We start from the raw sequence: 23232 nt of genomic DNA, 5'->3' as shown, positions 1-23232 counted from the left end.
GTCGCCATGTCGACAACACCTCGGTCCGAGCCCTTGCGCTACCAGCGCGGCTTCGGCAATCAATTCAGCAGCGAGGCGATGCCGGGCGGTTTGCCCCACGGGCAGAACTCGCCGCAACGTCACCCGCTGGGCCTGTACGCCGAGCAATTCTCCGGGACCGCGTTCACCGTCCCCCGCGCCGAAGCCCGACGAACCTGGCTCTACCGCATTCAACCGTCCGCCGCGCACCCCCGTTTTCAGCGCCTTGAGCGCCAGATCACGGGCCAGCAGCAGGGCCCCGTCACACCCAATCGCCTGCGCTGGGATGCCTTCGACATCCCCGCCGAGCCGACCGATTTCATTGAAGGCCTGCACGCGCTGGCCAGCACCTCGTCTGCCGAACAGGCCGAGGGCGTGAGCGTCTACGTCTACACCGCCAGCCGTTCCATGCAGCGCGCGTTCTTCAACGCTGACGGCGAATGGCTGATCGTCCCCCAGCAGGGCCGGCTGCGCATCACCACCGAACTGGGCCTGCTCGACCTCGAGCCGCAGGAAATCGCCGTCCTGCCCCGTGGTTTGAAATTCAGCGTCGAGCTGCTCGACGGCACAGCGCGGGGCTACATCTGCGAGAACCACGGCTGCGCCCTGCGCCTGCCTGACCTTGGGCCCATTGGCAGCAATGGCCTGGCCAATCCCCGGGATTTCCAGGTGCCCCACGCACATTTTGAAGACAGCGTGCAGCCCACTGTGCTGGTGCAGAAATTCCTCGGCGAACTGTGGGCGACTACGCTCGGTCATTCCCCCTTCGACGTCGTTGCGTGGCACGGCAACAACGTCCCGTACAAATACGACCTGCGCCTGTTCAACACTTTGGGCACGGTGAGTTACGACCACCCCGATCCGTCGATCTTTACTGTGCTGACGTCTCCGGGCGCTGTCGAAGGTCAGGCGAACGTCGATTTTGTGATCTTCCCGCCGCGCTGGATGGTGGCGGAAAACACCTTCCGGCCGCCGTGGTTCCACCGCAACCTGATGAACGAATTCATGGGCCTGATCGACGGCGCCTACGACGCCAAGGCCGCAGGTTTCATGCCCGGCGGCGCGTCGCTGCACAACTGCATGAGCGCTCATGGCCCGGACAACGCCAGCGCCGAGAAAGCCATCGCCGCCGAACTCACGCCGCACAAGATCGAGAAGACCATGGCGTTCATGTTCGAGACCGGCAAAGTCCTGCGCCCCAGCTACCACGCGCTGGAATGCCCACAGTTGCAAAGCGACTACGATGCCTGCTGGGATGGCATCGCCAGAACGTTCAAGCTTTTCGACACGGACAGCCAACGATGAGCACTTCACACCACCCGCGCAGTTGGGTTGCCAGCGCCAACGACCATCCCGATTTCCCCCTGCAAAACCTGCCTCTGGGCGTGTTCAGCCGCCCCGGTTTCGGCAAGCGCGGCGGCGTTGCCATCGGCGATTTCATTCTCGACCTGCAAACGGCCCTTGAGGCCAGCCTGTTCAACGGCGCCGCGCGGGTGGCCGTGGAGGCCGCCAGCCGCGGGCAACTGAACGACTTTTTCGCCCTGGGCGGTTCGTCGCGGCAGGCGCTGCGCCATGAATTGCTGCACCTGCTCGACGAAAGAACCCTGCAGCGTGAACGCTTGCAGGCCATGGGCGACCGTCTGCTGGTGCCAATGGCTGACTGCCAGATGCACATGCCGGCGCAGGTCGGCGACTACACTGATTTCTACGTCGGCATTCATCACGCGATGAACGTCGGCAAGCTGTTCCGCCCGGACAACCCGCTGCTGCCGAACTACAAATACGTGCCCATCGCTTATCACGGGCGCGCGTCGACCCTGGGTGTGTCCGGGATGCCGGTCAAGCGCCCCAGCGGGCAGACCTTGAAACCGGGTGCCGAGACACCGGATTTCGGGCCGAGCAAGCGCCTGGATTACGAACTGGAAGTGGGCGTATGGATCGGGCAGGGCAACGAGGCGGGCGAGCCTGTCGCCATCAGCAAGGCGGGCGAGCACATCGCCGGTTTCTGCCTGCTCAACGACTGGTCGGCTCGCGACCTGCAAGCCTGGGAGTACCAGCCACTGGGGCCGTTTCTGTCGAAGAGTTTTGCCACCAGCATTTCGCCGTGGGTGGTCACGGCCGAAGCCCTTGCGCCGTTTCGCGCGGCTCAACCGGCGCGCCCCGAGGGTGACCCGCAGCCGATGCCTTATCTGTTCGACGAGCAGGATCAGGCCGGCGGCGCGCTGGACATCGAGCTGGAAGTGCTGCTGCTCACCGCGCAGATGAGAGAGCAGGGCGTCGCGCCCCAGCGTCTGTCCCTCAGCAACACGCTAAACATGTACTGGACCGTCGCGCAAATGGTGGCCCACCACAGCGTCAACGGCTGCAAGCTGCAGGCGGGGGATCTCTTCGGCACCGGCACCTTGTCAGGCACGCAGCCCGGCCAACTCGGCAGCCTGCTGGAAATGACCGAGGGCGGTAAGCGCGCCGTAGAGTTGCCCAACGGCGAGACGCGAACCTTTCTGGAGGCCGGCGATGAGGTGATCCTCAAAGCGCGCTGCCGCAAAGAGGGCGAAGTGAGCATCGGCTTTGGCGAGTGCCGTGGGGTGGTGGTGGGCTAAAGCCGCATCCCATGTCTTAGTAGGACCGGCTTCAGCCGGGAAGAGGCCAGCGTGTACAGCCCAGATTTGCGGTGTGCCGCTTACGTCTTCCCGGCTAAAGCCAGTCCTACAGAAATTAACCAAACCCACCCACCAGAGATCCACTGCGCGGCAAGAACCTCCCTTGCCGCTCCCCCTGCGGTTTGCCTTCCGCGTAACTCAAATGCCCGTTCACCCAGACCGCATCGATCCCCTCGGCCGCGCGCTTTGGCTCTTTGAAATCCGCCACATCGCGCACGGTGCCCGCGTTGAACAACACCAGGTCCGCGCAATACCCTTCGCGCACGAAGCCACGCTCATGCAGCCCGAAGCGTGTGGCGGTCAGTCCGGTCATCTTGTGCACGGCGGTGTGCAGCGGAAACAGCCCCAGATCCCGACTGAAATGCCCGAGCACCCGGGGGAACGCACCCCACAGGCGCGGGTGCGGGAACGGGTCTTCCGGCAGCCCGTCGGAACCGATCATCGACAGCGGGTGCTTCATGATCCGCTGCACGTCGTTCTCGTCCATCCCGTAATACACGGCGCCAGCCGGCTGCAGCCTTCGCGCGGCGTCCACCAGTGAAAGGCCCCAGTCGGCGGCAATGTCTGTCAACTCGCGGCCGCCCTGTTCCGGGTGCGGTGTTGACCAGGTGATGGTGATCGGAAACGCATCGGTGACCTGCTTCAAATCCAGCGTTGAAGAACTGGCCGCATAGGGGTAGCAATCGCAGCCCACCGGGTGGGTCAGGGCGGCGTTTTCCAGGGACGCCAGCAGTTGCGGGCTGCGGCCCCAGTTGCCTGCGCCTGCGCATTTCATGTGGGAGATCACCACCGGGGATCTGGCATGACGGCCGATCTCGAACGCCTCGTCCATGGCCTCCAGCACCGGCTCGAACTCGCTGCGCAGGTGCGTCGTGTACACCGCGCCGAACGCCGTGAGCTCCTCGGCCAGTTGTTTGACTTCGTCGGTTTCGGCGGCGAAAGCCGAGGCATAGGCCAGGCCGGTGGACAGGCCCAGCGCGCCGTCCGCCAGGCTGTCGCGCAATTGCCCGCGCATGGCGCTGATTTCATCAGCGCGCGCCGTTCGAAAAAGATCGTCCATGTGATTGCTGCGCAGCGCGGTGTGGCCGATCAGCGCCGCCACATTGACCGCCGGACGCGCCGCGTCCACCGCGTTGCGGTAATCGACAAAGCGCGGATAAACGAATGCAGCGGCGGGGCCGAGCAGGTTCATCGGATCCGGCGGATCGCCCGCCAGCGAAACGGGCGAGGCGCTGATGCCGCAGTTGCCGACGATCACCGTGGTCACGCCCTGGGTGATTTTCGGCAGCATCGCCGGCTGACGAATCACCACGGTGTCGTCGTGGGTATGCACGTCGATGAAACCCGGCGCCAGCACGCGGCCGGCGGCGTTGATGTCTTCGCGGGCGGACACGTCGTGGAGGTCGCCGATGCGCTGGATACGGCCTTCGCCGATGGCCACATCGGCGCGATAGCCGGGGGTGTCGCTGCCGTCGATCACCAGCGCGTCGCGAATGATCAGGTCGTAAAGCATGGGGTCAGTCTCCAAGGGGCAGGCCGTCGTCGCCGCCGCGGTAGTCATCCAGCGCGAGCTTGATCCGCCGCAGCCTTTCGCGGTTGGCGTCGGGCGCAGTCAGCGCCAGTTCGGTGGCCAGCACGTCGATGGTCAGCAGCATGCCGTAGCGCGCGGCCGTGGGTTTGTAGATGAAATTGGTTTCGGCGATCTGCAGCGGCAGCAGGACATCCGCCCGTTCCGCCAGCGGGGAGCCGGGCAGGGTGATGGCGAGAATCTTCGCCCCATAGCTGCGGGCGAGATCCACCGCGTCGAGCAGTTCAGGAGTGCGCCCGCTCAGCGAGCAGACGATCACGCTGTGCTCGGGACCCAGGGTCGCGGCGATCAGGCGCATCATCACCGGGTCACGGCTGGCGGCGATCGGGTAGCCGAGGCGCACCAGCCGGGTCTGCAGTTCCTCGCTGCACAGGCTGGACGCGCCGCCCATGCCGAAGCTGTGAATCATCCGCGCCGGCGCCAGCAGGGCCACCGCCGCCTGGAAGCGTGATTCATCGAAACCGGCCAGGTGTTGACGCAGGGTGGACTCGATGTCGCCGACGATCTGGGTAAAAAACGCCGACTGCTCCGGCGCCTGCTCCGGGGTGAGGAAGCGGTTGCCCACGGCGCTGGCCTGGGCCAGTTGCAAACGCAGGTCGCGCAGGTCCTTGCAGCCCACCGTGCGGGCGAAACGCGACAGCGTGGCGCTGCTGACCTCGGCGCGGGCGGCGAGGTCGTCGAGGCTGGCGCTGGCGGCAAACGCCACGTCGCTGAGCACCAGTCTGGCGATGCGGCCTTCGCCGGCGCTGAACGACTCCTGCCGGGCGCGGATCTGGTAAAGAATGTCCACTCAGATCACCTGCGCCAGCCCGAGGGTCAGGACGAAAGCGATCACCGAAATCAGCGTCTCCAGCACCGTCCAGGTTTTGAAGGTCTGTGCCACGGTCATGTTGAAATACTCCTTGATCAGCCAGAACCCGCCGTCGTTGACGTGGGAAAAAATCACCGAGCCGGCGCCGGTCGCCAGCACCAGCAGCTCTGGATGGGGATAACCCAGGCCCAGCGCTACGGGTGCCACGATGCCGGACGCCGTGGTCATTGCCACGGTGGCCGACCCGGTGGCGACGCGCATCAATGCGGCGAACAGCCAGCCCATCAGCAGCGGCGACAGATGCCAGTCCTGCGCCAGGCCGACGATCTCGTTGGTCACGCCGCTGTCGACCAAAATCCGGTTCAGACCGCCACCCGCGCCCACCAGCAACGTAATGCTGGCCGTTGGCGCCAGGCATTCCTGGGTGAATTTCAGGATCGAATCGCGGGAGAACCCCTGTGCAATGCCCAACGTCCAGAAGCTTAGCAACGTGGCCAGCAGCAGCGCGATCACCGAGTTGCCGATGAACAGCAGAAAGCTGTTGAAGCCGCTGCCCGGCGTGGAAATCAGGTTGGCCCAGCCACCCAGCAGCATGAGCACCACCGGCAACAGAATGGTCGCCATGGTGATGCCGAAGCTCGGCAGCTGGGCGCGGGGTTCACGGTCGAGAAATTGTTTGGCGAGCGGGTTTTCATCGGGCAAATGAATGTGCGGCACGATGAAGCGCGCGTAGATCGGGCCGGCAATGATCGCGGTAGGGATGCCGATGAGGATGGCGTAAAACAGGGTCTGGCCCACCGACGCCTGATAGGCCTGCACCGCCAGCATCGCGGCAGGGTGCGGCGGCACCAACGCGTGGACCACCGACAGGCCGGCGACCATCGGCAGGCCGACCATCAGAATCGACACGCCGACCCTGCGCGCCACAGTGAACGCAATCGGCACCAGCAGCACGAAACCCACTTCGAAGAACAGCGGCAGCCCCACCAGAAACGCAATGCAGACCATCGCCCAGTGCGCGTTGCGCTCGCCGAAGCGGTCGATCAAGGTGCGCGCCACCTGCTCGGCACCACCGGACTCGGCCATCATTTTGCCGAGCATGGTGCCCAGCGCCACAACCAGCGCGATATGCCCCAGCGTCTTGCCGACGCCGCCCTCATAGGACGCGACGACGGCATTGGCCGGCATCCCGGCGACCAGCGCTAGGCCGACGGACACCAGGGTGATGACGATGAACGGATTGAGACGAAAGCGCGCGATGAGCACGATCAGGGCGATGATCGCGACGGCGGCATAGACCAACAGAGACAGGCCGGTTGACGGAGGCATGCAACGGATTCCTTGCTGAGAATGAGGAGGTCAGGGCTTGGGCGGCGGGGCTAACCAGAGTGGGGCTGATCCCGTGTAGGGCTAGCCCGCGCAGGGGTTAACCAGTGCGCAGCCAGGCGGTGAAAACGATCTCGGCAGTGGGTGTTGCAAGCGCCATGAACGGCGAAAGAAGAGCAGGGGCGGGACGATCACAGGCAGTCATTATTGTTATCTCTGATTTCGTGATGGAAAGTAAATTACACGAAGCAGTATAAAAAGATCAATTCGTGAAAATTAATTTCGCTCCGATGCTTTGTCTTGCGACCAGTCAATTTGTGGGGAGCGAGGGCTGCCTCAGGATTTCGGCCGGTTTGTTAGACGTGTGGGAGTGACCGGGGTGGCGTTCCACCTTGCTCGCGAATGCGGTTTATCCAGCGAAGAAAATTCATTGGCTGAACGGCCCTCTTCGCGAGCAAGCTCACTCCTACAGGTCTCTGTGCGCGACCTGGATTGCCCGGTCGATGCAGTCAATTTGCAGGAGCGAGCTTGCTCGCGAAGGGGCCAGGACAGCCAGCCACTTTCTCTGGGGAAGGACAGTCAGCATTCGCGGCCGCTTCATGCCGCAGTGAACCGCTCCCGATACGCCTGGGGTGTCACCGATACCGCACGCATGAAGCTGCGCCGCAACGTTTCTTCCGTACCAAAACCGCAGCGGTCGGCGATGCGCTTGATTGGCAGCGCGCTGTCCCCCAGCAGGCGCCGCGCCGCTTCGACGCGCAATTGCTCGATGGCCCGCGCCGGCGTGTTCCCGGTGTGGGCGCGGTAGTGGCGGACGAAACTGCGCTCGCTCATGCCCACCTGCGCCGCCAGTGTGGCAACCGACAGGTCACTGGCCAGGTTGTCGAGAATCCAGGCGTGCAGGTCGCCAAACCGGCTGCCTTGGTCGCGGGTCTGATGCTGCATTGACAGCGCCGTGCTGAACTGCGATTGCCCGCCCGGGCGCTTGAGAAACACCACCAGATCCCGCGCCACGGCCAGTGCGATGTCCCGGCCCAAATCCGCCTCGACCATCGCCAGGGCCATGTCTATCCCTGCTGTCACCCCGGCGGACGTCCACAGTTGGTTTTCGTTGATGAAGATCGGGTCCGGGTCGACGCGCAGTTGCGGAAAACGCCGCGCCAGTTCGTCGCAACTGTCCCAGTGGGTGACCACCCGATGGCCGTCCAGCACGCCCGCCGCCGCCAGTAAAAATGCGCCGGTACACACCGACGCCACTCGCCGGGCACTGGCGGATTGCGTTCGCACCCAGTCCACCAGAATCGGGTCCCGCAGCGCCGTGTGCACCGCGCCGCCACCGGCAATGATCAGCGTGTCCGAAGGCGTGGACGGTAGCGGGTGGGTAAGCAGCCCGAGCCCGGCGGAGGAGACCACGCTGCCGGGTTCGCGAGCGATGACCTCCGGCCGGTATGGGATTTTTTTCAGGCCGGCTTCCTGGGCCATGACGTTGGCCGAGGCAAACACCTGCAGCGGTCCGGTGACGTCGAGTAACTGAACGTTGGGAAAGGCCAGAACGTGAACCGGCCTGGGCTGATGGGGCATGGCGCTCTCACTGTGAAGATTGGCGTGAATTGTCGGCTTTATGGCGTATCCGCCAGAGGCTAGCTCGCTACAGTGGTTTCGTCCAGTCGCTGGCCGAGCCCCATCGGCCGCGTCACTTCATACCGTCAGATGAATCACTTCCAGTACAAGGAAACACACCATGACCCTGCATATCGGCCTGCTGGTATTCCCCAAAGTCCAGCAACTGGACCTCACCGGTCCCTACGATGTTTTCGCCACCATGCCCGGCGTGGTCGTGCATCTGGTCTGGAAAAACCTTGAGCCGCTGCAGTCCAGCACCGGCCTGACCCTGGTGCCGACCGCGACCTTCGCCGACTGCATAGACCTGGACGTGATCTGCGTGCCGGGCGGGGTAGGGGTTGATGCATTGATGGAAGACCCCGAAACCCTGGCCTTCATCCAGCATCAGGCGGCCACGGCGCAGTACGTGACTTCCGTCTGCACCGGCGCGCTGGTGCTCGGCGCAGCAGGGCTGTTGAAAGGCCGCCGCGCCACCACCCACTGGGCGTCCCATTCATTGCTGGAGCAGTTCGGTGCGATTCCGGTGCACGAGCGCGTGGTGCGCGACGGCAACCTGATGACCGGCGGCGGCGTGACGGCGGGTATCGATTTTGCGCTGACGCTGATCAGCGAAGTGTTTGACGCGGATACCGCCCGGACCATTCAGCTGCAATTGGAGTACGCGCCGGCACCGCCCTACGATTCCGGCCGACCGGACACCGCACCGGCGAACATCCTCGCCGTCGCCACCGATCGCGCCATGCAGGGTTTGCTGGCGCGTCGGCAGATTGTCGAACGCGTCACGGCGGCCATGGATTAACGGGCGGGACTAGATCGGAGATGCAGTGAGCGGGATTTCATACCAGCAGAGGAACAGGTCCAGCGCCGACTCGACCACTTCGCGCTGCTTATCCGGCGCGAGCAGGGGCTCGTTGAGGGTGACTTGCGGCCAGAAGGCGAAGGCCTTGAGCAATGCATGGATCTGCGACGCGGCGAACACCGGCTCGACGGCCTTGAGGCGGCCGTCCTGCTGGGCGCCGCGCACCCAGACGGTGAAGGTTTCTTCCCGTTGATTGAGTCGGCTGACCCAGATCTGCGCACGATCGGGAGAGTGAATCGTTGCGCCGATGGCCACGCGGGCCAGGTCGATGAAGTTGCTGTCACCGAGGGTTTTCATCTTCGCGTCGAGCAATTCGCGCAGTTGATCGCGCAGGGGCACGCCGGGTTTGTACACTGCATCGGTCTGCGTCGCGGCGGAGGACCACAGGCGATGGAGCATTTCGGAGAACAGTTCTTCCTTGCTGGGGAAGTGGTTGTAGACCGTGCGCTTGGAGACCTCGGCCCGGGCGGCAATCCGGTCCATGCTCGTGACCTCGAAACCGTTATCGCGGAACTCGGCGATCGCCGCCTGAACGATGGCTTCGCGTTTACGGTCGGTCAGTCGCAGTGGGGCAGTCATGGATTCGCTTCTGTGAGGTGGCGCGGACGACTCAACCGCCCGACAGGAAAATTACACCGGGCAGTTTACTTCTCTTTGCTCATCGTGCAAGCTTGAAACTACACTGTGTAGTGTAGAAGCAGACAAGAGCTTCAAGCTGTAAGCTTCAAGTCGCAAGCTTACGGCGTACGGCATGCTCTTGCAGCTTGCAGCTCCCGCAACGCCACCTTCACCCGTTTCATGGAGTCAGCACCCTCATGGCCTCGATCGATAAAAACCTTGATTCAAATCCTGCGCTGCCCGTCCTGACTCGGCGTGAAGGTCGCTATTTCAATCACAAGCCGATGGCGCGCTCAAGCGTGGGCAAAACCCTGCGCATCTTCTGGAACGCCCTGTTCAACAAACCCCACCACACCCGCCCGGCCGGGGAGATCCCGGTTCAGCCGCTGTCGCGCCAGCAACTGTTCGCGGCGCCCGACAACACGGTCTACCGGCTCGGCCACTCCACAGTGCTGCTGAAACTGCGCGGTGAATACTTCCTGACCGACCCCGTATTCGCCGAACGTGCCTCGCCGGTGCAATGGGCCGGTCCGCAGCGCTTCCATCAGCCGCCGATCCGCCTGGAAGACCTGCCGCCGCTCAAGGCCGTGATCCTCTCCCACAACCACTACGACCACCTCGATCACATGACCATTCAGGTGCTCAAGGACAAGGCCGAGCATTTCATTACGCCGCTGGGGGTAGGGGACACGCTCATCGAGTGGGGCGTGCCGGCCGCCAAGGTTCAGCAGTTGAACTGGTGGCAGTCGACGGAGATTCATGGCATTCGCTTTGTGGCGACCCCGGCGCAGCACTTCTCGGGCCGGACGTTGCGCGACGGCAACCATACCCTGTGGGCATCGTGGGTGATGCTTGATGGCGAGCAGCGCATCTTCTTCAGCGGTGACACCGGCTATCACGCCGGTTTCAAGCTGATCGGCGAGCAGTACGGCCCGTTCGACCTGACCCTGATGGAGACCGGCGCGTACAACGAAGACTGGCCGGACGTGCACATGCAGCCCGAAGAGACGCTGCAGGCGCACATCGACCTGCGCGGCAAGTGGCTGCTGCCGATCCACAACGGGACCTTCGACCTGGCGATGCACGCCTGGCACGAGCCGTTCGACCGGATTCTCGCGCTGGCGTGGGACCGCAGCATTTCCATCACCACGCCAGAAATGGGCCAGCCGTTTTACGTTCAGTACCCCAGCCGAGGCGAGGCGTGGTGGCTGAAAGTGGACAAGGCTGCCGAGCCTGCGACCGGCCGCTGCTCGAAACGGCGGGACGATCGCCAGCAGGTCACCAGTCGCGGCTAAGCCGGCTGTTTCAGGGTTTGGCGTCAGTGGAATCTGCCGGATGCTCCGTTTCCGGCGGTCGCTGTTGTTCACCGCTCTGATTGGCTTGTTTGTGTTCCTCGCCGACCTTGCCTGCGTTTTCAGGCTTGTGGTCGAGGTCTTCGCGATTGGACTCTTTATCAGGCATGGCGCCCTCCGGTGTACGAGGTTGATGGTTGATTTGAAGCACGTGCTCAATGGTCGATCTGGTTGATCAGCATCAGCGCTTCGTCTTTGAACAGCGGTCGTTTCATGCGTTCGGCGAGCATCGCCATGGGCCGTTCCCGCTCACAGCCGGCCACGGCCGCGACAACGCCCTGTTTGCAGATAAGCGCCAGGAAATCGAAGTGTTCCGGCTCGCCCAAGTAGACGATGTCGTCCCAGTCTTCGGCGTGGCCGAGGTAATCCAGACGCTTCTCAAAGTGGTAGGTCCAGAAGTACGGCACATCGGTGTATCGCAGGTCCTCGCCCAGCATGTTGCCCGCCGCAATGCGGGCCTGTTGTTGGGCCAGGCGCCAGTGCTCGATGCGCCGGGGCTGATGGTTGAGCGGAAAGGTGGCAATGTCGCCGGCCGCCCACAGATCCTTGCCCGCGCGCATGCCGTCGTCGACCGCCAGTGAGCCATCGTCCTCCAGTTGAACGCCGTCGATGAAATGCGTCACCGGGCTCACGCCGACGCCGACCAACGCCAGATCCACCTGCAGTCGTTCGCCATTGCTGAGCACCGCCGTCTGCAGCAGCTGCTGCCCATCCCGTTCAACACCCTCGAAACGGCTGACGTCCACATGGGTGCGGAACAGCACGCCGTTCTGCTCATGCAGCGCCCGCAGGGCTTTGCCGATGCGCTCACCCAGCTGACCGGCAAACGGCACTTCATGACGAGCCAGAACCGTCACGTTCACACCTTGTGTGCGCAACGCCGACGCCGCTTCCAGCCCGATAAAACTGTCGCCGACGATCAATGCGTGGCTGCCGGGGTGGACCGACGCAAGAATTCGGCTGGCGTCATCGCGGCTGCGCAGGGTCAGCACTTGCGGCAGGTCCGCGCCCTCTAGAGTCAACGCGCGGGGCTCGCCACCGGTGGTGACCAGCGCCGCGTCGTAGTCAAAGCGGCGCCCGTCCGCCAAGGTGACGCGCTTGTTGACGACGTCCAGTTTCATCACTTCGCCGTGCACCCGTTCGATACGGTTGCTCAGGTAGAACCCGCCGTCGCGCAGAGCCGGAATCTCATCGGTATCCATTTCGGCGGACAAGACAAATTTGCTCAGCGCCGTGCGGTCGTACCCGGGCGCGGCTTCTCTGTCGATGAGCCGTAATTGACCGTTGAAGCCTTTTTCCCTCAGCGCGCAGGCAGCCGCTGTGCCCGCCGCGCCGGCGCCAATGATGACGAAGCAGCGGCTGTCCTCGGCCAGCGTCGGCGTGTCGGCGGCGATGGGCTGGTCATCGACGAGCACATGGCCATCGATGACGTGGACGGGGTAACGAGTCAGGGCATCCAGCGCAGGCGGTTCGCAGAGATGGCCGTCGTCGATGGAAAATTCGGCCTTGTGCCAGGGGCAGATCAGGTGGCCGTTGCAGATGGCGCCGTCGGCCAGTGGCGCGCCGGCATGGGGGCAGAAGGCTTGAAACGCGCGGACTTCGTCGCCGTGCAGAACCAGCAGCGCCTTGGTTTCGCCAAACTCGACCTGGAGACCGCGGTCTTGCTGAATATCGGTCAGAGGGGCGACTCGATGCAGAGGCATGTGCGCTTCCTTGTGGGCTTTTATTGGACTTAGGGGCTTTTAGTTGGGAGTCGGCGGTCGGGGGAGAGGTTCAGGGAATTATCGGGTGGCCGGTTGGGCGGGCGCTCCGTTCGCTTCAACTGCCGGAGGAACGCCCGGACCGCGTGGTCATTTCACTGCGTCTGGCTATTGCGTCAACTTCAGCCGCTCATGCCAGTCGGCAATCGACTCTTCAGGGAATTCCTCGAACTGTTGGTCATTCGGTCCTGCGGCCACTTCCACCCACGGCGCCTTGGAGTTCAGCAGCAAGTGCGTGTGCTCCGGCGGGATGGGCAACGGCGTGTCGATGGCTGACGCAAACGGGTGGATCAGCTCCGGCCACTCGGGGCTGAACAGCCACAGCCCGCTGCCGCACCGTTTGCAGAAATGCCGTTCGGCACTGCTGATGCGGGTTTGGTGACCCTCATCGTCGCGCATCTTGGCGTGGTAGATGGCGATGCTGTCCTTGCCTTTAACATGGAGACTTTTCGCATCGCCGCCCAGGTTGATCGCGTAGCCGCCACCGCCCTGGGTCTTGCGGCAGATCGAGCAGTAGCAGCGTTGATAAGGGTAGGGATGGGCGCTTGTCAGGCTGAATTCGACGGCGCCGCAATGGCAAGAGCCTTCCAGATGCATGATTCACCTCCGCTTGAATGTGATGTCGGGTCTAAGGGTCTAGACCGCTCAAGCGGGCGGGGTTCGATGTTTTCTCGAACGGGCGTTCGGATTATTCACGGACCGGCGGCTCAAGAAGCCCGCGGCAATGTCGATAAGCGGTAGTCATATGACGACTTAGCGTCCCGCCCCTACAAGAATGAGCCGACCGTTATGAGCCTACGCAACCTGACCATCGCCCGCCGCGCCGGCCTTGGGTTTACCCTGATTTCCCTGTTGGTCGCGTTGCTGGGCTGGTTCGCCCTGAGCCAGATGTCGACGATCCGACAGAGCGAGGTGGCGGTTGAAAGCAACTGGATGCCGAGCATGCGTCTGGTCAATGACATCCGCGAAGCCATGCTGCGCATTCGCACGATCTCGCTGCGGGTTGCCCTTGACACCGATCCGAAAAACGTCAGCGTCTACAAAGGTCAGATGGACGCGCGCGCGAAGATCCTTGACGAGAAACTCGCCAGCCTCGACACCTTTATCGATACCCCGGAAGAGAAGGCACTGTACGGCAAATTCCGCGCGACCCTGGTCGATTATCAGCGCGGTTTGACCCAGTCTTTTGTGCTCGCCGAGAGCGGTGACCTCAAGGCGTTGAACAAACTGCTGCTGGTGGACATGAAAACCGCCGTCGACAACTCCGGCGCGCAATTGGGCGATCTGGGTGATTTCTACTCCCATCAGGTCGAACTCGAAGGCGCTGCCGCCGAAGCGCAATACGGCAACTCCCGAAACGTGGTGCTGGTGTTCGTGCTGATTGCAGCACTGGCCACCGTGGTGCTCGCGGTGTGGCTGACCCGCAGCATTGTTCGCCCCCTGCAGGAAGCGGTTGATGCCGCCGAGTACGTGGCCAAGGGCGATTTGACCCATGACATTCGCGTTGAGGGCAATGATGAAGTCACGCGCTTGCAGAGCGCGTTGCAGCAGATGCAAACCAATCTGCGCTCGACCCTGAGCCTGATCGGCAATTCGGCGAGCCAGCTGGCGTCGGCGGCCACGGAGCTGAACTCGGTGACCGAAGACAGCCATCGCGGCCTGCACCAGCAGAACGCCGAAATCGAACAGGCCGCCACGGCGGTGAACGAAATGACCTCGGCGGTCGAGGAAGTCGCGCGCAACGCGGTGTCGACGTCCCAGGCGTCAAGCGAATCGAACGCGGCGGCCCGCGACGGCCAGAACCGGGTCATCGACACGGTCAATTCGATCCAGACCCTGTCCGGCAACGTACAGCACACCTCGGACCTGGTGCAGAACCTGGCCGATCAGTCCAAGGACATCGGCAAGGTGCTGGACGTGATTCGTTCCATCGCCGAGCAGACCAACCTGCTGGCATTGAACGCTGCCATCGAAGCCGCACGGGCCGGCGAGTCCGGACGCGGGTTCGCCGTGGTCGCTGATGAAGTGCGCGCCCTGGCCCACCGCACCCAGCAGTCGACCCTGGAAATCGACAAGATGGTCACGACCATGCGCAGCGGTTCCACCGAAGCAGTGGAGTCGATGTCGATCAGCCGCTCACGGGCGACCGAAACACTGGGGTTGGCCCAGGGTGCCGGCGAGTCGCTGAGCCGGATCACCACGTCGATCAACGAAATCTCCGAACGCAATCTGGTCATCGCCAGCGCCGCCGAAGAGCAGGCGCAAGTCGCGCGGGAAGTGGACCGCAACATCGTCAATATCCGCGACCTGTCGATGCAGTCGTCGTCCGGCGCCAACCAGATCAGCGCGTCGAGCAACGAACTGTCCCGGCTCGCGGCGGAGTTGAACCAGGTGGTCACGCGCTTTCGGGTTTGATGGTTCTTCTCAACGTCTCAAAGGCTTCCCGGCTAAAGCCGGTCCCACAGGGTAATGCGGTATTAGTGGGACCGGCTTTAGCCGGGAAGAGGCCGGTTTGAGCACCCTCGGTTTTGCGGTGTGACAAATGACGCCTTCCTGGTAGGACCAGCTTTAGCCGGGAACAGGCCAAGAACGGCAGCCTTTCACCTCATTCACTTGCCTGTCGCTGCCCTCGGCTTGCATGATTCGCCCCGACTAATAATTCCTGGCGGGCCGAACCTGCCGACGAGATAGGTGAAGGGCAATGGATGACGTGAATCGCGATTTCAGCAGTTGGCTGCGCTCCCCGGGCCACACGGCATGGCTGATGCAGGAGGGCAATCGGCTGTTGGCGTTTGCCAAGGCCTCGAAGCTGCCCCAGGGCTTCGGCAATCTGGATGACCTCGGCCGGCTCCCCGCCGATGCCGTGGCCGAAACCATGAACACCGCACGCATGACCCACAGTTTCGCCATGGCCCACATCAACGGCATTCCCGGTTGCGCCGCGCTGGTCGATCACGGCATTGCGGCGCTGGCCGGGCCGTTGCGTGACGCCGAACACGGAGGCTGGTTCGCCAAACCCCTGGAGCACAGCGCCGACACCGGCAAGAACGCTTACCTGCACGCCTTCGTCGCCCTCGCCGCCAGTTCGGCAGTCGTCGCCCGTCGCCCCGGCGCCCAGGCGTTGCTGGAACAAGCGATTCAGGTGATCACCGGGCACTTCTGGAGCGAGGAAGAAGGCGCCATGCGCGAATCCTTCGACCGCGACTGGAGCAACGAAGAACCCTACCGCGGCGCCAACAGCAACATGCACAGCACCGAGGCGTTCCTCGCCCTGGCCGACGTCACCGGCGATGCGCGCTGGCTGGATCGTGCGCTGAGCATCGTCGAGCGGGTTATTCATCAGCACGCCGCTGGCAACAACCATCAAGTGATCGAGCATTTCACCCTGCAGTGGCAGCCGATCCTCGACTACAACGTCGACAAGCCCGACGACGGTTTCCGCCCTTACGGCACCACGCCCGGCCACGCCTTCGAGTGGGCGCGGCTGGTGCTGCACCTGGAAGCGGCGCGGCGCAAGGCCGGGCTGGAAACGCCGGCCTGGATGCTGGAAGACGCTCGCGGTTTATTCGAAAACGCCTGCCGCTATGGCTGGGACGTCGATGGCGCGCCGGGGATCGTCTACACCCTCGACTGGGAAAACCGACCGGTGGTCCGCCATCGCCTGCACTGGACCCACGCCGAAGCCGCGGCCGCCTCCGCGGCGTTGTTGCAACGCACCCACGAGCAGCAATACGAAGACTGGTACCGGACGTTCTGGGAGTTCAGCGAGACGCTGTTCATCGACTACGAAAACGGCAGCTGGCGCCACGAACTCAACCCTGAAAACAAACCCAGCGCCGACATCTGGGCCGGCAAGCCGGATTTGTATCACGCCTATCAGGCGACGCTGCTGCCGGTGTTGCCGCTGGAACAAAGCCTGGCGACGGCGTTGGCGAGCCGGGCCTAGCCCGCGGGATCCTGCGCGGTCTCGAGGCCAACGCGATCTGTGTAGGAGCGACCGGGGTGGCGCTCCACCTTGCTCGCGAAGAGGCCAGTACATCCGCTATATCTTTAGCGCCTGAACTGCCGCCTTCGTGAGCAAGCTCACTCCCACAGTCCCGTTTTCAGCAGGTACATCGGCAGTGTGGTCATGTTGATTAAGGGCAGTGGGTTGGCGAGCCGCGCATCAACCTCACACCTTCAACTCAATCCACGTCGGTGCATGGTCACTGGCGTGGGGCAGGTCCCTGACCCAGCGGTCCACCCCCGCGTTTTTCAGCTTGGGCTTCAGATCCTTGCTCAACAGCAAGTGGTCAATGCGCAGGCCTGAGTTGGTTTTCCAGTGGTTGCGGAAATAATCCCAGAACGTGTAAATCCGCTCGTCAGGGAATTTCGCGCGCAGGGCGTCGGTCCAGCCCTGGTCCAGCAACCGCTCAAAGCACGCGCGGCTTTCCGGTTGCAGCAAGGCATCCTTCAGCCATGAGCGGGTGTTGTAGATGTCATCGTCTGTGGGGATGACGTTGTAGTCTCCCGCCAGTACCACCGGATGCTCGCTCTTGAAAAGCGAGTCGGCGTGTTTAATGAAGTGCTCGAACCAGTCCAGCTTGTACTCGAACTTCGGCCCCGGCTGCGGGTTGCCGTTGGGCAGGTACAGACAGCCGACGATCACGCCCTGAACAGCCGCCTCCAGATAGCGGCTGTGCTTGTCCTTTTCATTGCCCGGCAAACCCCGGCGAATTTCCAGCGGCTCACTGTCCCGGGACAGGATCGCCACGCCGTTCCACGACGGCTCGCCCTGCCAGATCACGCCGTAGCCGGCATTGCGGATATCGTCGGCGGGGAAGGCCGTGTCGGCCGCTTTCAGTTCCTGCAGGCAGACGATGTCGGGCGCTTCCTTTTCCAGCCACTGCAACAGAATGGGCAACCGCGCGCGGATGCCGTTGATGTTGAACGTGGCGATTTTCAGCGTGGCCATGGCGTTCGCCTCCAATGGGTGTGCAGCGTTGGAGGTCGCCTGCTGGCCGAAGATTCCATCGGTGTGCGCGCCGCTGCCTTTCTCGTCAATCAGCCGGCTTCGCTCCGTCAGGCAAAACGTTGCGACACACGAATCACCTGCCGGGCGATATAGGTCCCCGTCACGATCACAGCAAAGAGTCGCAGGGTCTGCATCGCCAGCACGAAGCCGACGTCCGAATGGGTGTCGATGGCAATGATCGCCATGGCATCAAGACCGCCCGGGCTGGTGGCCAGGTACACCGAGAGGAATTCCTTGCCCATGATTTCCGCGATGCCCCAGGCCGACAGGGCGCACAGCAGGATCAGCACCAGCGCCCCTGCGATCATCGCGGGCAGCCGCCGCCAGACGTAGCTAATGGTCACGCGATCAAAGCGCAGGCCGATGTAACTGCCGATCGCGCCGTAGGCGATCGCCAGCACCCAGGCAGGGAGGGTGATCTGCAGCAGGCCGCTCAGCTGCAGCGCGCCGCCGAGCAGCAAGGGCACCAGCAAGGCGCCGGCCGGCAAGCGACTGCCGAGCAGCACGCCGACCACGATCACCAGCAGGCTCAGGCCCAGATTGAGCAGGTTCATCCCGTGCAACAGCGCGTCCGTGCTGTGGACGTCCGACCCACCGGCATCTGCGCCAATCAGCCGACTGACCAGCGCGCCGACCATCACCACGCACACCACCCGCACGTATTGCATGGTGGCGACCACCCGAGAGTCGGCGCCGTCATCCTCGGCCATCGCGACCATCGCTGACGCCGCGCCCGGCGAAGTGCCCCACGCTGCGGTGCTGCTCTGAATGCCGCCCCAGCGCGCCATGGCGATGCCGACCACCGCACTCAACGCGACGGTGAGCAAGGTGGCGAACACCATGACATGCCATGACTGCATCGCCGCGAGCAGCACGCCGACGGTCATGGAGTGGGCGACCAGCACGCCGACCGTGCCCTGGCCGAGGCGGAACACCTGCTTGTTCAGACGAACGCTGGCCCCGGCGACGCCGAAGCCGATCGCCACCAGCATGGGCCCGAGAAACAGTGCGGCGGGGATGTGGGAGTATTTGAACAGTTGGCCGGCGCTACCGGCCATGAGGATGAGCAGCAGCCATTGGGTCAGCGGGTGCTGGTGGGCGAGGGCAAACGAGGCGGGGCGTGGCAACGCGGATCTCCAGAGCATTGGCATTTCCTGATAAGGAGTGACCTGAGTGCTTCCCTGCCGAGTGCATTTCCAATGACGCCCAGTATCGACAGCGCAATCGATCAAGTCTATTTTCTAATAATCATGAATCGATAACTTTGGTTGATATATGGACCTGCGTGACCTCACCTATTTCGAAACCATCGCCGAACTCGGTCACCTCGGGCGCGCGGCTGAAAAGCTCAACCGCAGCCAGCCGGCCTTGACCAAGAGCATTCAGCGGCTGGAGGAATCCTTCGGCACCAAGCTGTTCCAGCGCGACGGCCGCCGAATCAAGCTCACGCCGGTCGGCGAACTGCTCCAGGCGCGGGGCAAGGTGCTGCAGCAAAGCATTGCCCAGACCCAGCGCGAGGTGCGGGATTTCGCCAGTGGCGCGGTAGGGGATATCCGGCTGGGCTGTGCGGCGACTATGGCCGAGTACCTGCTGCCGGAACTGACCAGCGCGCTGCTCAAACGCTCGCCGCAGGTCACGCTCAAGCTGGTGATCGGTCAGGACGACATGCTGCGCGAGCAACTGCGCTCCGGGCACCTGGACATGATCATCTGCGCCCAGCGCAGTGCCGAGGAGGAATTCTCGTTCTACCCGATCCTGACCGACGAAGCCGTGGTGATCGCCAGCCGCAACCATCCGATCTTCCAGGCGCCGTTCGAGATGCGCGACCTGTGCCGTTACCGCTGGGTGCTCCCGCCTTCCGGCGTGTCGTCGCGCATCTGGGTCGACGACGCCTTCGCCCGCCACGACCTGCCGCTGCCGGAAGTGCAGATCGAGTCCAATTCGATTTCCCTGCTGCCCCGGTTGATTGCCCAGACCAGCCTGCTGAGCTTCATCGCCCGGGAGACCCTGGAGTTCGGCAAGAACATGCAGGACCTGCGCGAGGTGCCGCTGGAGCAGACCACCATGACGCGCACCATTTGCGTCATGCTGCGCCGCGAAGGCTATCTGTCGCCTGCCGCCCACGCCATGGTGCAGATGCTGCGCGATGACGGCGGATCCTTCCTCAATTGGTCGTGACCTGTGCTTTTACCCCGCCGGGTGGGTTAGCCTGCTTAACGACATTCACCTACGGAGCGTCAACGATGCAGCTACAGACAAACCAGCCGGACATCCACGCAATTGCTTATTGGGCACACGACGGCGAGCATTTCGGCGGCGACCAGTCGCCCCTCAACGACGCCGATTCCGACGAAGACCGCGATCCGGAGGGCGAGCTGGATTTGAGCGAACTGGATCTGGACGAGTTTGCCGACGCTGACAAGCTGGACATCAGTTCGTCGAATCTGGAATAGGCGGGGCGCTGGCGCTGGATTGTCGGATATCTCCAGTCGTGAACCGCTCCGCGGTCTAGCAGCAGATGCAAACCTTGTGGGAGCGAGCTTGCTCGGGAAGAGGCCAGTACATCCGCTGGATATTCAGTGGTAAATACGACGCCATCGCGAGCAAGCTCACTCCTACAGGGTTGGGTTCAGCCAGCCAGATGCGCAGCCAATCCCTCAACCGCCTGTTCCGCCGTCTCGCTGCTGCCCGCCCAGGTACACGCCAGCATCAAATTGCGCGGCAGGCCGAAATCTTCCACCTGAAACCCTTGCCCATCAAAGCCCGCCGCGTCATGGGCAATCTGCTCGCGCAACGCGCCAGTCGCTGCGAAATACGCCCACACCGGTTTGCCTAGGGCAACGGCCATGCCCACTTCGAAGGCGGTGCCTGAATCCGGCTCGGCGCCGCGAAAGGCGTTCAAGTTCGCCAGCACCGCGTCGCAGCGTTTGATCATCGCAATGTTGGCGTTGCAAATCACCGCAGCCGCCTCTTCAGGGCTCAGCCCCTGCGGCACTTCGTTGTCAAACGGGTACAAACCCTCAAGACCGTGCTGGTCGCATAGGGCTTTCAGATAGCGGCCGTGCTCGATGGCGTCGGCGCGAAATACGTCGAAGCCCGCGAGATAGACCAGGGGTTGGCTGGTGGAAGGCATGGCGATCTCCTGGAAAATGCGTGGAGCGAGTCTAACGGGTGAGCAGTGCTCTTTGGTCCGCGCCGTTGATCGGGCCGGCGCCATCCTACAACAGGCAGGGCTGGAATCTGTACGGATAACCAGTATCCTGACGCTCTTCCGTCAGCCTTTACGTGACCTCGCCGTGAGCCTTTCCCCCCTCGACAATCCGTTTTACTACCTGGAAAACTTCCGCCAGGTGCTGAACTGGATCGCCCAGCGCTACGACGACCTGCTCGATGAAGACGAGCGGCGTTTCATCGACGACTTTGCCCAACTGCCGCAACCTGCGCAGGCGCTGCTGGTGCGCATGGTCATGCGCAAAGGCACGCTGTTCCGCGCCAGCAAACTGGATTACGCAGAAATCGGCGATGTCCGGTTGGCCGCCGCGCCGTTGCTGGAATCCGGCTGGGTCGACGGTCAGCCTCATCTGGACCTTCACGCTCTGTTCGCGCTGCTGCGCAAAGATGAGCTGGGCCAGTGTTTCAAAGCCCACGGCGTCAAAAGCGCCGAGAAAAAATCCGACCTCCTGCAGCGCCTGTTGCCGATCTACGAAGCACCCCAGCGCCTGGAGCACTGGTTTGCCGGATTCGAAGAAGTGATCTTCGCGCTGCAGGTCATGCCACTGTGCGACCGGCTTCGCTTGCTGTACTTCGGCAATCTCTACCAGGAGTGGTCGGAGTTCGTGCTGGCGGACCTGGGCATCTATCGCTACGAAAAAGTCGAATTTTCCGTCGAGTCCCGTGGCATCAACCAACGCGCCGACATCGACATCTGCCTGCACCTGCACACCTGCCGGCAGGCCTTGGACGACGGCATGGCACTGGCCGAGCTGGCGCCTCAGGCGCTGGCGGTCGAGACCGACAATCCCTGGCTGGCCATGCGTCGCGCCAAGCTCTTGTTCAAGATCGGTCAGCAGGCCGAACGCGAGCAGGACTGGCCGCTGGCATTGAGCGTCTACGCACAGTCCAGCTACCCCGGCGCCCGCGTACGCAGGATCCGCGTGCTTGAGCGCAGCGAGCAATTCACCGACGCGATGACGCTGCTGCTGGAAGCGCAATCGGCGCCGGAAAACGATGAAGAAACCCAACACCTGCTGCGCATACAGCCGCGTCTGAAGCGCAAGTTGGGCGAGGGCAGCGTGCAGAAACGGTTGAAACGAGCCGTCACTCGGCTTGATTTGAGCGTGCTGCCGCTTCCCGATCACAGCGTCGAACGGCTGATCCAGCAGCACCTGGCGGAAGAGGGCAGCGAGGTGCACTACGTCGAGAACGCGCTGGTCAATTCGCTGTTCGGTCTGCTCTGTTGGCGGGCGATCTTTGCGCCGCTGCCCGGCGCGTTTTTCCACCCGTTCCACAGCGCACCGAGTGACCTCTACAGCCCGGACTTCTACCAGCGCCGCGCGGCCCTGTTCGACGAGTGCCTGGCGCAGCTCGACGACCAGCGCTACGAAGCAGTGATCCGCGACACCTACGCCAGCAAGTTCGGCCTGCAATCGCCCTTCGTGTTCTGGGGCACCCTGACCCCGGAGCTGCTGGATCAAGCGCTGCACTGCCTGCCGGCGCAACACCTCAAACGCTGGTTCCGACGCCTGCTGCAAGACATCAAAGCCAACCGCACCGGCATGCCCGACCTCATCCAGTTCTACCCCGAACAACGCCGCTACCGAATGATCGAAGTCAAAGGCCCCGGCGACCGCCTGCAAGACAACCAACTGCGCTGGATCGACTTCTGCGCCGAACACGAAATGCCGGTGGTGGTGTGCTACGTGAAATGGGCGGAAGAAGATTTGCGGGCGGCGGGGTGAAACGGAATTGGCTTAGACGGCGACAGATTAATTTACGGTGAAGCGCTGTAAATAAATCAGTCCCCTTCAAACAATTTACGGTGAAGCGCTGTAAATAAATCAGTCCCCTTCAAACACAGCCAACAATCCCGGCGCCTCAGATGGCCTCTTCCCGGCTAAAGCCGGTCCCACTAACAGCGCGCGTTGCATCAGTGAGACCGGTGACGCGGAGCGTCAGGGGATGCATGCCCACGCAGAGCGTGGGAACGATCAAGATCAAAGGCTTCCCGGCTAAAGCCGGTCCTACCACGCGTGCTTCTGATCTGCTTTTGATCTTCATACGCAAAAAGTTCAGACGCCGCCAATCGCGACTTGGGTGCAGGCCGAACGCAGACGACGCGGAGTGGGCCGAGCCGCATGGATGCGGCGAGAGCGCCGTCAGGACATGGATGTCCGTTCGGCGCGGGCCCACGGAGCGTCGTCGGAGTGAGGGTACCCTGACGAAGGAAGGGCCCAACCGAGAGCAAGCACCCTTGGTTACTTGGGGTGCTTTTCCAGGGACTGTCAGATTTTTTGTGTGCGGGCTGGTAGCGGCCTGCCGTTAGGCAGGCCGTGCTTTTACCAGGTCGGCCTGATAAATCGATCTCCGTACAGAATCGCAAATTG

The 23232-nt window shown here is 63.0% G+C and carries 20 protein-coding genes and 1 pseudogene; 10 read left to right on the top strand and 11 right to left on the bottom strand.

Going from position 1 to position 23232, the window contains the following annotated elements:
* Positions 1 to 6: 6 nt before the first annotated feature.
* Both hmgA and fahA read left to right on the top strand, forming a co-directional pair.
* Positions 7 to 1323, top strand: coding sequence for a homogentisate 1,2-dioxygenase (gene hmgA, locus ACYASU_RS17575; protein ID WP_463583534.1), 1317 nt, complete (start codon positions 7 to 9; stop codon positions 1321 to 1323).
* Complete coding sequence (gene fahA / locus ACYASU_RS17570; RefSeq protein WP_463583533.1) at positions 1320 to 2618, top strand: fumarylacetoacetase; 1299 nt, start codon at positions 1320 to 1322, stop codon at positions 2616 to 2618. Before hmgA ends, fahA begins: the two co-directional genes overlap by 4 nt.
* A 115-nt stretch (positions 2619 to 2733) precedes the next feature.
* On the opposite strand, the gene ACYASU_RS17565 is transcribed toward fahA, so the two are convergent.
* The 4 genes from ACYASU_RS17565 to ACYASU_RS17550 all read right to left on the bottom strand — a co-directional run bounded on the left by ACYASU_RS17565 (position 2734) and on the right by ACYASU_RS17550 (position 7984).
* On the bottom strand, positions 2734 to 4191 hold the full coding sequence (locus tag ACYASU_RS17565; RefSeq protein WP_463583532.1) for an N-acyl-D-amino-acid deacylase family protein: 1458 nt from the start codon (positions 4189 to 4191) through the stop codon (positions 2734 to 2736).
* A 4-nt stretch (positions 4192 to 4195) separates the two neighbouring features.
* Positions 4196 to 5056, bottom strand: a complete 861-nt coding sequence (locus ACYASU_RS17560) for a MurR/RpiR family transcriptional regulator (protein WP_237253794.1) — start codon at positions 5054 to 5056, stop codon at positions 4196 to 4198.
* Positions 5057 to 6406 carry a GntT/GntP/DsdX family permease gene (locus ACYASU_RS17555; protein ID WP_108120002.1) on the bottom strand — a complete coding sequence of 450 codons (1350 nt, stop codon included), beginning with the start codon at positions 6404 to 6406 and terminating at the stop codon, positions 5057 to 5059.
* A gap of 594 nt (positions 6407 to 7000) precedes the next feature.
* Positions 7001 to 7984, bottom strand: coding sequence for a GlxA family transcriptional regulator (locus ACYASU_RS17550; RefSeq protein WP_463583531.1), 984 nt, complete (start codon positions 7982 to 7984; stop codon positions 7001 to 7003).
* Positions 7985 to 8144: 160 nt separating this feature from the next.
* Between ACYASU_RS17550 and ACYASU_RS17545 the strand changes: the two genes are divergently transcribed.
* On the top strand, positions 8145 to 8825 hold the full coding sequence (locus tag ACYASU_RS17545) for a DJ-1/PfpI family protein (protein ID WP_192174317.1): 681 nt from the start codon (positions 8145 to 8147) through the stop codon (positions 8823 to 8825).
* A gap of 9 nt (positions 8826 to 8834) precedes the next feature.
* Here ACYASU_RS17545 and ACYASU_RS17540 read toward each other — a convergent pair whose 3' ends face one another.
* Complete coding sequence (locus tag ACYASU_RS17540; RefSeq protein WP_463583530.1) at positions 8835 to 9464, bottom strand: TetR/AcrR family transcriptional regulator; 630 nt, start codon at positions 9462 to 9464, stop codon at positions 8835 to 8837.
* Between the two features lie 236 nt (positions 9465 to 9700).
* Here ACYASU_RS17540 and ACYASU_RS17535 point away from each other — a divergent pair, with 236 nt between their 5' ends.
* On the top strand, positions 9701 to 10798 hold the full coding sequence (locus ACYASU_RS17535; RefSeq protein WP_463583529.1) for an MBL fold metallo-hydrolase: 1098 nt from the start codon (positions 9701 to 9703) through the stop codon (positions 10796 to 10798).
* Positions 10799 to 10808: 10 nt separating this feature from the next.
* Here the strand turns inward: ACYASU_RS17535 and ACYASU_RS17530 are convergent, their stop codons facing one another.
* The 3 genes from ACYASU_RS17530 to ACYASU_RS17520 all read right to left on the bottom strand — a co-directional run bounded on the left by ACYASU_RS17530 (position 10809) and on the right by ACYASU_RS17520 (position 13212).
* Positions 10809 to 10964: a hypothetical protein gene (locus ACYASU_RS17530; protein WP_192174314.1), complete on the bottom strand. Its 156-nt coding sequence runs from the start codon at positions 10962 to 10964 to the stop codon at positions 10809 to 10811.
* Between the two features lie 46 nt (positions 10965 to 11010).
* Entirely contained in the window at positions 11011 to 12558 is a 1548-nt protein-coding gene (locus ACYASU_RS17525) for an FAD-dependent oxidoreductase (RefSeq protein ID WP_463583528.1), read from the bottom strand.
* Positions 12559 to 12723: 165 nt separating this feature from the next.
* The gene (locus ACYASU_RS17520; protein ID WP_463583527.1) at positions 12724 to 13212 is read right to left on the bottom strand and encodes a GFA family protein; all 489 of its coding nucleotides are present in this window, start codon (positions 13210 to 13212) and stop codon (positions 12724 to 12726) included.
* A 192-nt stretch (positions 13213 to 13404) separates the two neighbouring features.
* Between ACYASU_RS17520 and ACYASU_RS17515 the strand changes: the two are divergent.
* From ACYASU_RS17515 to ACYASU_RS17505, 3 genes and pseudogenes are all read left to right on the top strand, one after another.
* Positions 13405 to 14172, top strand: a pseudogene (locus tag ACYASU_RS17515) (MCP four helix bundle domain-containing protein); the annotation flags it as partial.
* Positions 14167 to 15030 (top strand): methyl-accepting chemotaxis protein, encoded by an 864-nt coding sequence (locus tag ACYASU_RS17510; protein ID WP_463583549.1) that lies wholly within the window; start codon positions 14167 to 14169, stop codon positions 15028 to 15030. The pseudogene ACYASU_RS17515 and the gene ACYASU_RS17510, both read left to right, overlap by 6 nt.
* Positions 15031 to 15316: 286 nt before the next feature.
* On the top strand, positions 15317 to 16561 hold the full coding sequence (locus ACYASU_RS17505) for a D-mannose isomerase (protein ID WP_463583526.1): 1245 nt from the start codon (positions 15317 to 15319) through the stop codon (positions 16559 to 16561).
* Between the two features lie 225 nt (positions 16562 to 16786).
* Here ACYASU_RS17505 and ACYASU_RS17500 read toward each other — a convergent pair whose 3' ends face one another.
* Both ACYASU_RS17500 and ACYASU_RS17495 read right to left on the bottom strand, forming a co-directional pair.
* Positions 16787 to 17569: an exodeoxyribonuclease III gene (locus ACYASU_RS17500; RefSeq protein ID WP_463583525.1), complete on the bottom strand. Its 783-nt coding sequence runs from the start codon at positions 17567 to 17569 to the stop codon at positions 16787 to 16789.
* A gap of 107 nt (positions 17570 to 17676) precedes the next feature.
* A complete protein-coding gene (locus ACYASU_RS17495) occupies positions 17677 to 18774 on the bottom strand; it encodes an AbrB family transcriptional regulator (RefSeq protein ID WP_463583524.1) in 1098 nt (365 codons plus the stop codon).
* 130 nt (positions 18775 to 18904) lie between these two features.
* Between ACYASU_RS17495 and ACYASU_RS17490 the strand changes: the two genes are divergently transcribed.
* The gene (locus ACYASU_RS17490; RefSeq protein WP_282373606.1) at positions 18905 to 19807 is read left to right on the top strand and encodes a LysR family transcriptional regulator; all 903 of its coding nucleotides are present in this window, start codon (positions 18905 to 18907) and stop codon (positions 19805 to 19807) included.
* A 65-nt stretch (positions 19808 to 19872) separates the two neighbouring features.
* Positions 19873 to 20082, top strand: coding sequence for a hypothetical protein (locus ACYASU_RS17485; protein ID WP_192174307.1), 210 nt, complete (start codon positions 19873 to 19875; stop codon positions 20080 to 20082).
* A 176-nt stretch (positions 20083 to 20258) separates the two neighbouring features.
* Here the strand turns inward: ACYASU_RS17485 and ACYASU_RS17480 are convergent, their stop codons facing one another.
* Positions 20259 to 20762, bottom strand: a complete 504-nt coding sequence (locus ACYASU_RS17480) for a nucleoside 2-deoxyribosyltransferase (protein ID WP_463583523.1) — start codon at positions 20760 to 20762, stop codon at positions 20259 to 20261.
* 163 nt (positions 20763 to 20925) lie between these two features.
* Between ACYASU_RS17480 and ACYASU_RS17475 the strand changes: the two genes are divergently transcribed.
* Complete coding sequence (locus ACYASU_RS17475) at positions 20926 to 22587, top strand: VRR-NUC domain-containing protein (protein WP_463583522.1); 1662 nt, start codon at positions 20926 to 20928, stop codon at positions 22585 to 22587.
* Positions 22588 to 23232: the final 645 nt, after the last annotated feature.

Source organism: Pseudomonas sp. HP_12 (assembly GCF_055283955.1).
This window is presented reverse-complemented; position numbering and strand designations above follow the sequence as displayed.

What these genes read in the sequence shown, in the direction of transcription:
- ACYASU_RS17505 (WP_463583526.1), top strand. Translation starts at nt 15,317, where the DNA reads ATGGATGACGTGAATCGCGATTTCAGCAGTTGGCTGCGCTCCCCGGGC.
- ACYASU_RS17550 (WP_463583531.1), bottom strand. Translation starts at nt 7,984, where the DNA reads ATGCCCCATCAGCCCAGGCCGGTTCACGTTCTGGCCTTTCCCAACGTT.
- ACYASU_RS17485 (WP_192174307.1), top strand. Translation starts at nt 19,873, where the DNA reads ATGCAGCTACAGACAAACCAGCCGGACATCCACGCAATTGCTTATTGG.
- ACYASU_RS17490 (WP_282373606.1), top strand. Translation starts at nt 18,905, where the DNA reads ATGGACCTGCGTGACCTCACCTATTTCGAAACCATCGCCGAACTCGGT.
- ACYASU_RS17530 (WP_192174314.1), bottom strand. Translation starts at nt 10,964, where the DNA reads ATGCCTGATAAAGAGTCCAATCGCGAAGACCTCGACCACAAGCCTGAA.
- ACYASU_RS17545 (WP_192174317.1), top strand. Translation starts at nt 8,145, where the DNA reads ATGACCCTGCATATCGGCCTGCTGGTATTCCCCAAAGTCCAGCAACTG.
- ACYASU_RS17495 (WP_463583524.1), bottom strand. Translation starts at nt 18,774, where the DNA reads ATGCTCTGGAGATCCGCGTTGCCACGCCCCGCCTCGTTTGCCCTCGCC.
- hmgA (WP_463583534.1), top strand. Translation starts at nt 7, where the DNA reads ATGTCGACAACACCTCGGTCCGAGCCCTTGCGCTACCAGCGCGGCTTC.
- ACYASU_RS17535 (WP_463583529.1), top strand. Translation starts at nt 9,701, where the DNA reads ATGGCCTCGATCGATAAAAACCTTGATTCAAATCCTGCGCTGCCCGTC.
- ACYASU_RS17555 (WP_108120002.1), bottom strand. Translation starts at nt 6,406, where the DNA reads ATGCCTCCGTCAACCGGCCTGTCTCTGTTGGTCTATGCCGCCGTCGCG.
- ACYASU_RS17540 (WP_463583530.1), bottom strand. Translation starts at nt 9,464, where the DNA reads ATGACTGCCCCACTGCGACTGACCGACCGTAAACGCGAAGCCATCGTT.
- fahA (WP_463583533.1), top strand. Translation starts at nt 1,320, where the DNA reads ATGAGCACTTCACACCACCCGCGCAGTTGGGTTGCCAGCGCCAACGAC.
- ACYASU_RS17525 (WP_463583528.1), bottom strand. Translation starts at nt 12,558, where the DNA reads ATGCCTCTGCATCGAGTCGCCCCTCTGACCGATATTCAGCAAGACCGC.
- ACYASU_RS17500 (WP_463583525.1), bottom strand. Translation starts at nt 17,569, where the DNA reads ATGGCCACGCTGAAAATCGCCACGTTCAACATCAACGGCATCCGCGCG.
- ACYASU_RS17510 (WP_463583549.1), top strand. Translation starts at nt 14,167, where the DNA reads ATGCAAACCAATCTGCGCTCGACCCTGAGCCTGATCGGCAATTCGGCG.
- ACYASU_RS17565 (WP_463583532.1), bottom strand. Translation starts at nt 4,191, where the DNA reads ATGCTTTACGACCTGATCATTCGCGACGCGCTGGTGATCGACGGCAGC.
- ACYASU_RS17520 (WP_463583527.1), bottom strand. Translation starts at nt 13,212, where the DNA reads ATGCATCTGGAAGGCTCTTGCCATTGCGGCGCCGTCGAATTCAGCCTG.
- ACYASU_RS17480 (WP_463583523.1), bottom strand. Translation starts at nt 20,762, where the DNA reads ATGCCTTCCACCAGCCAACCCCTGGTCTATCTCGCGGGCTTCGACGTA.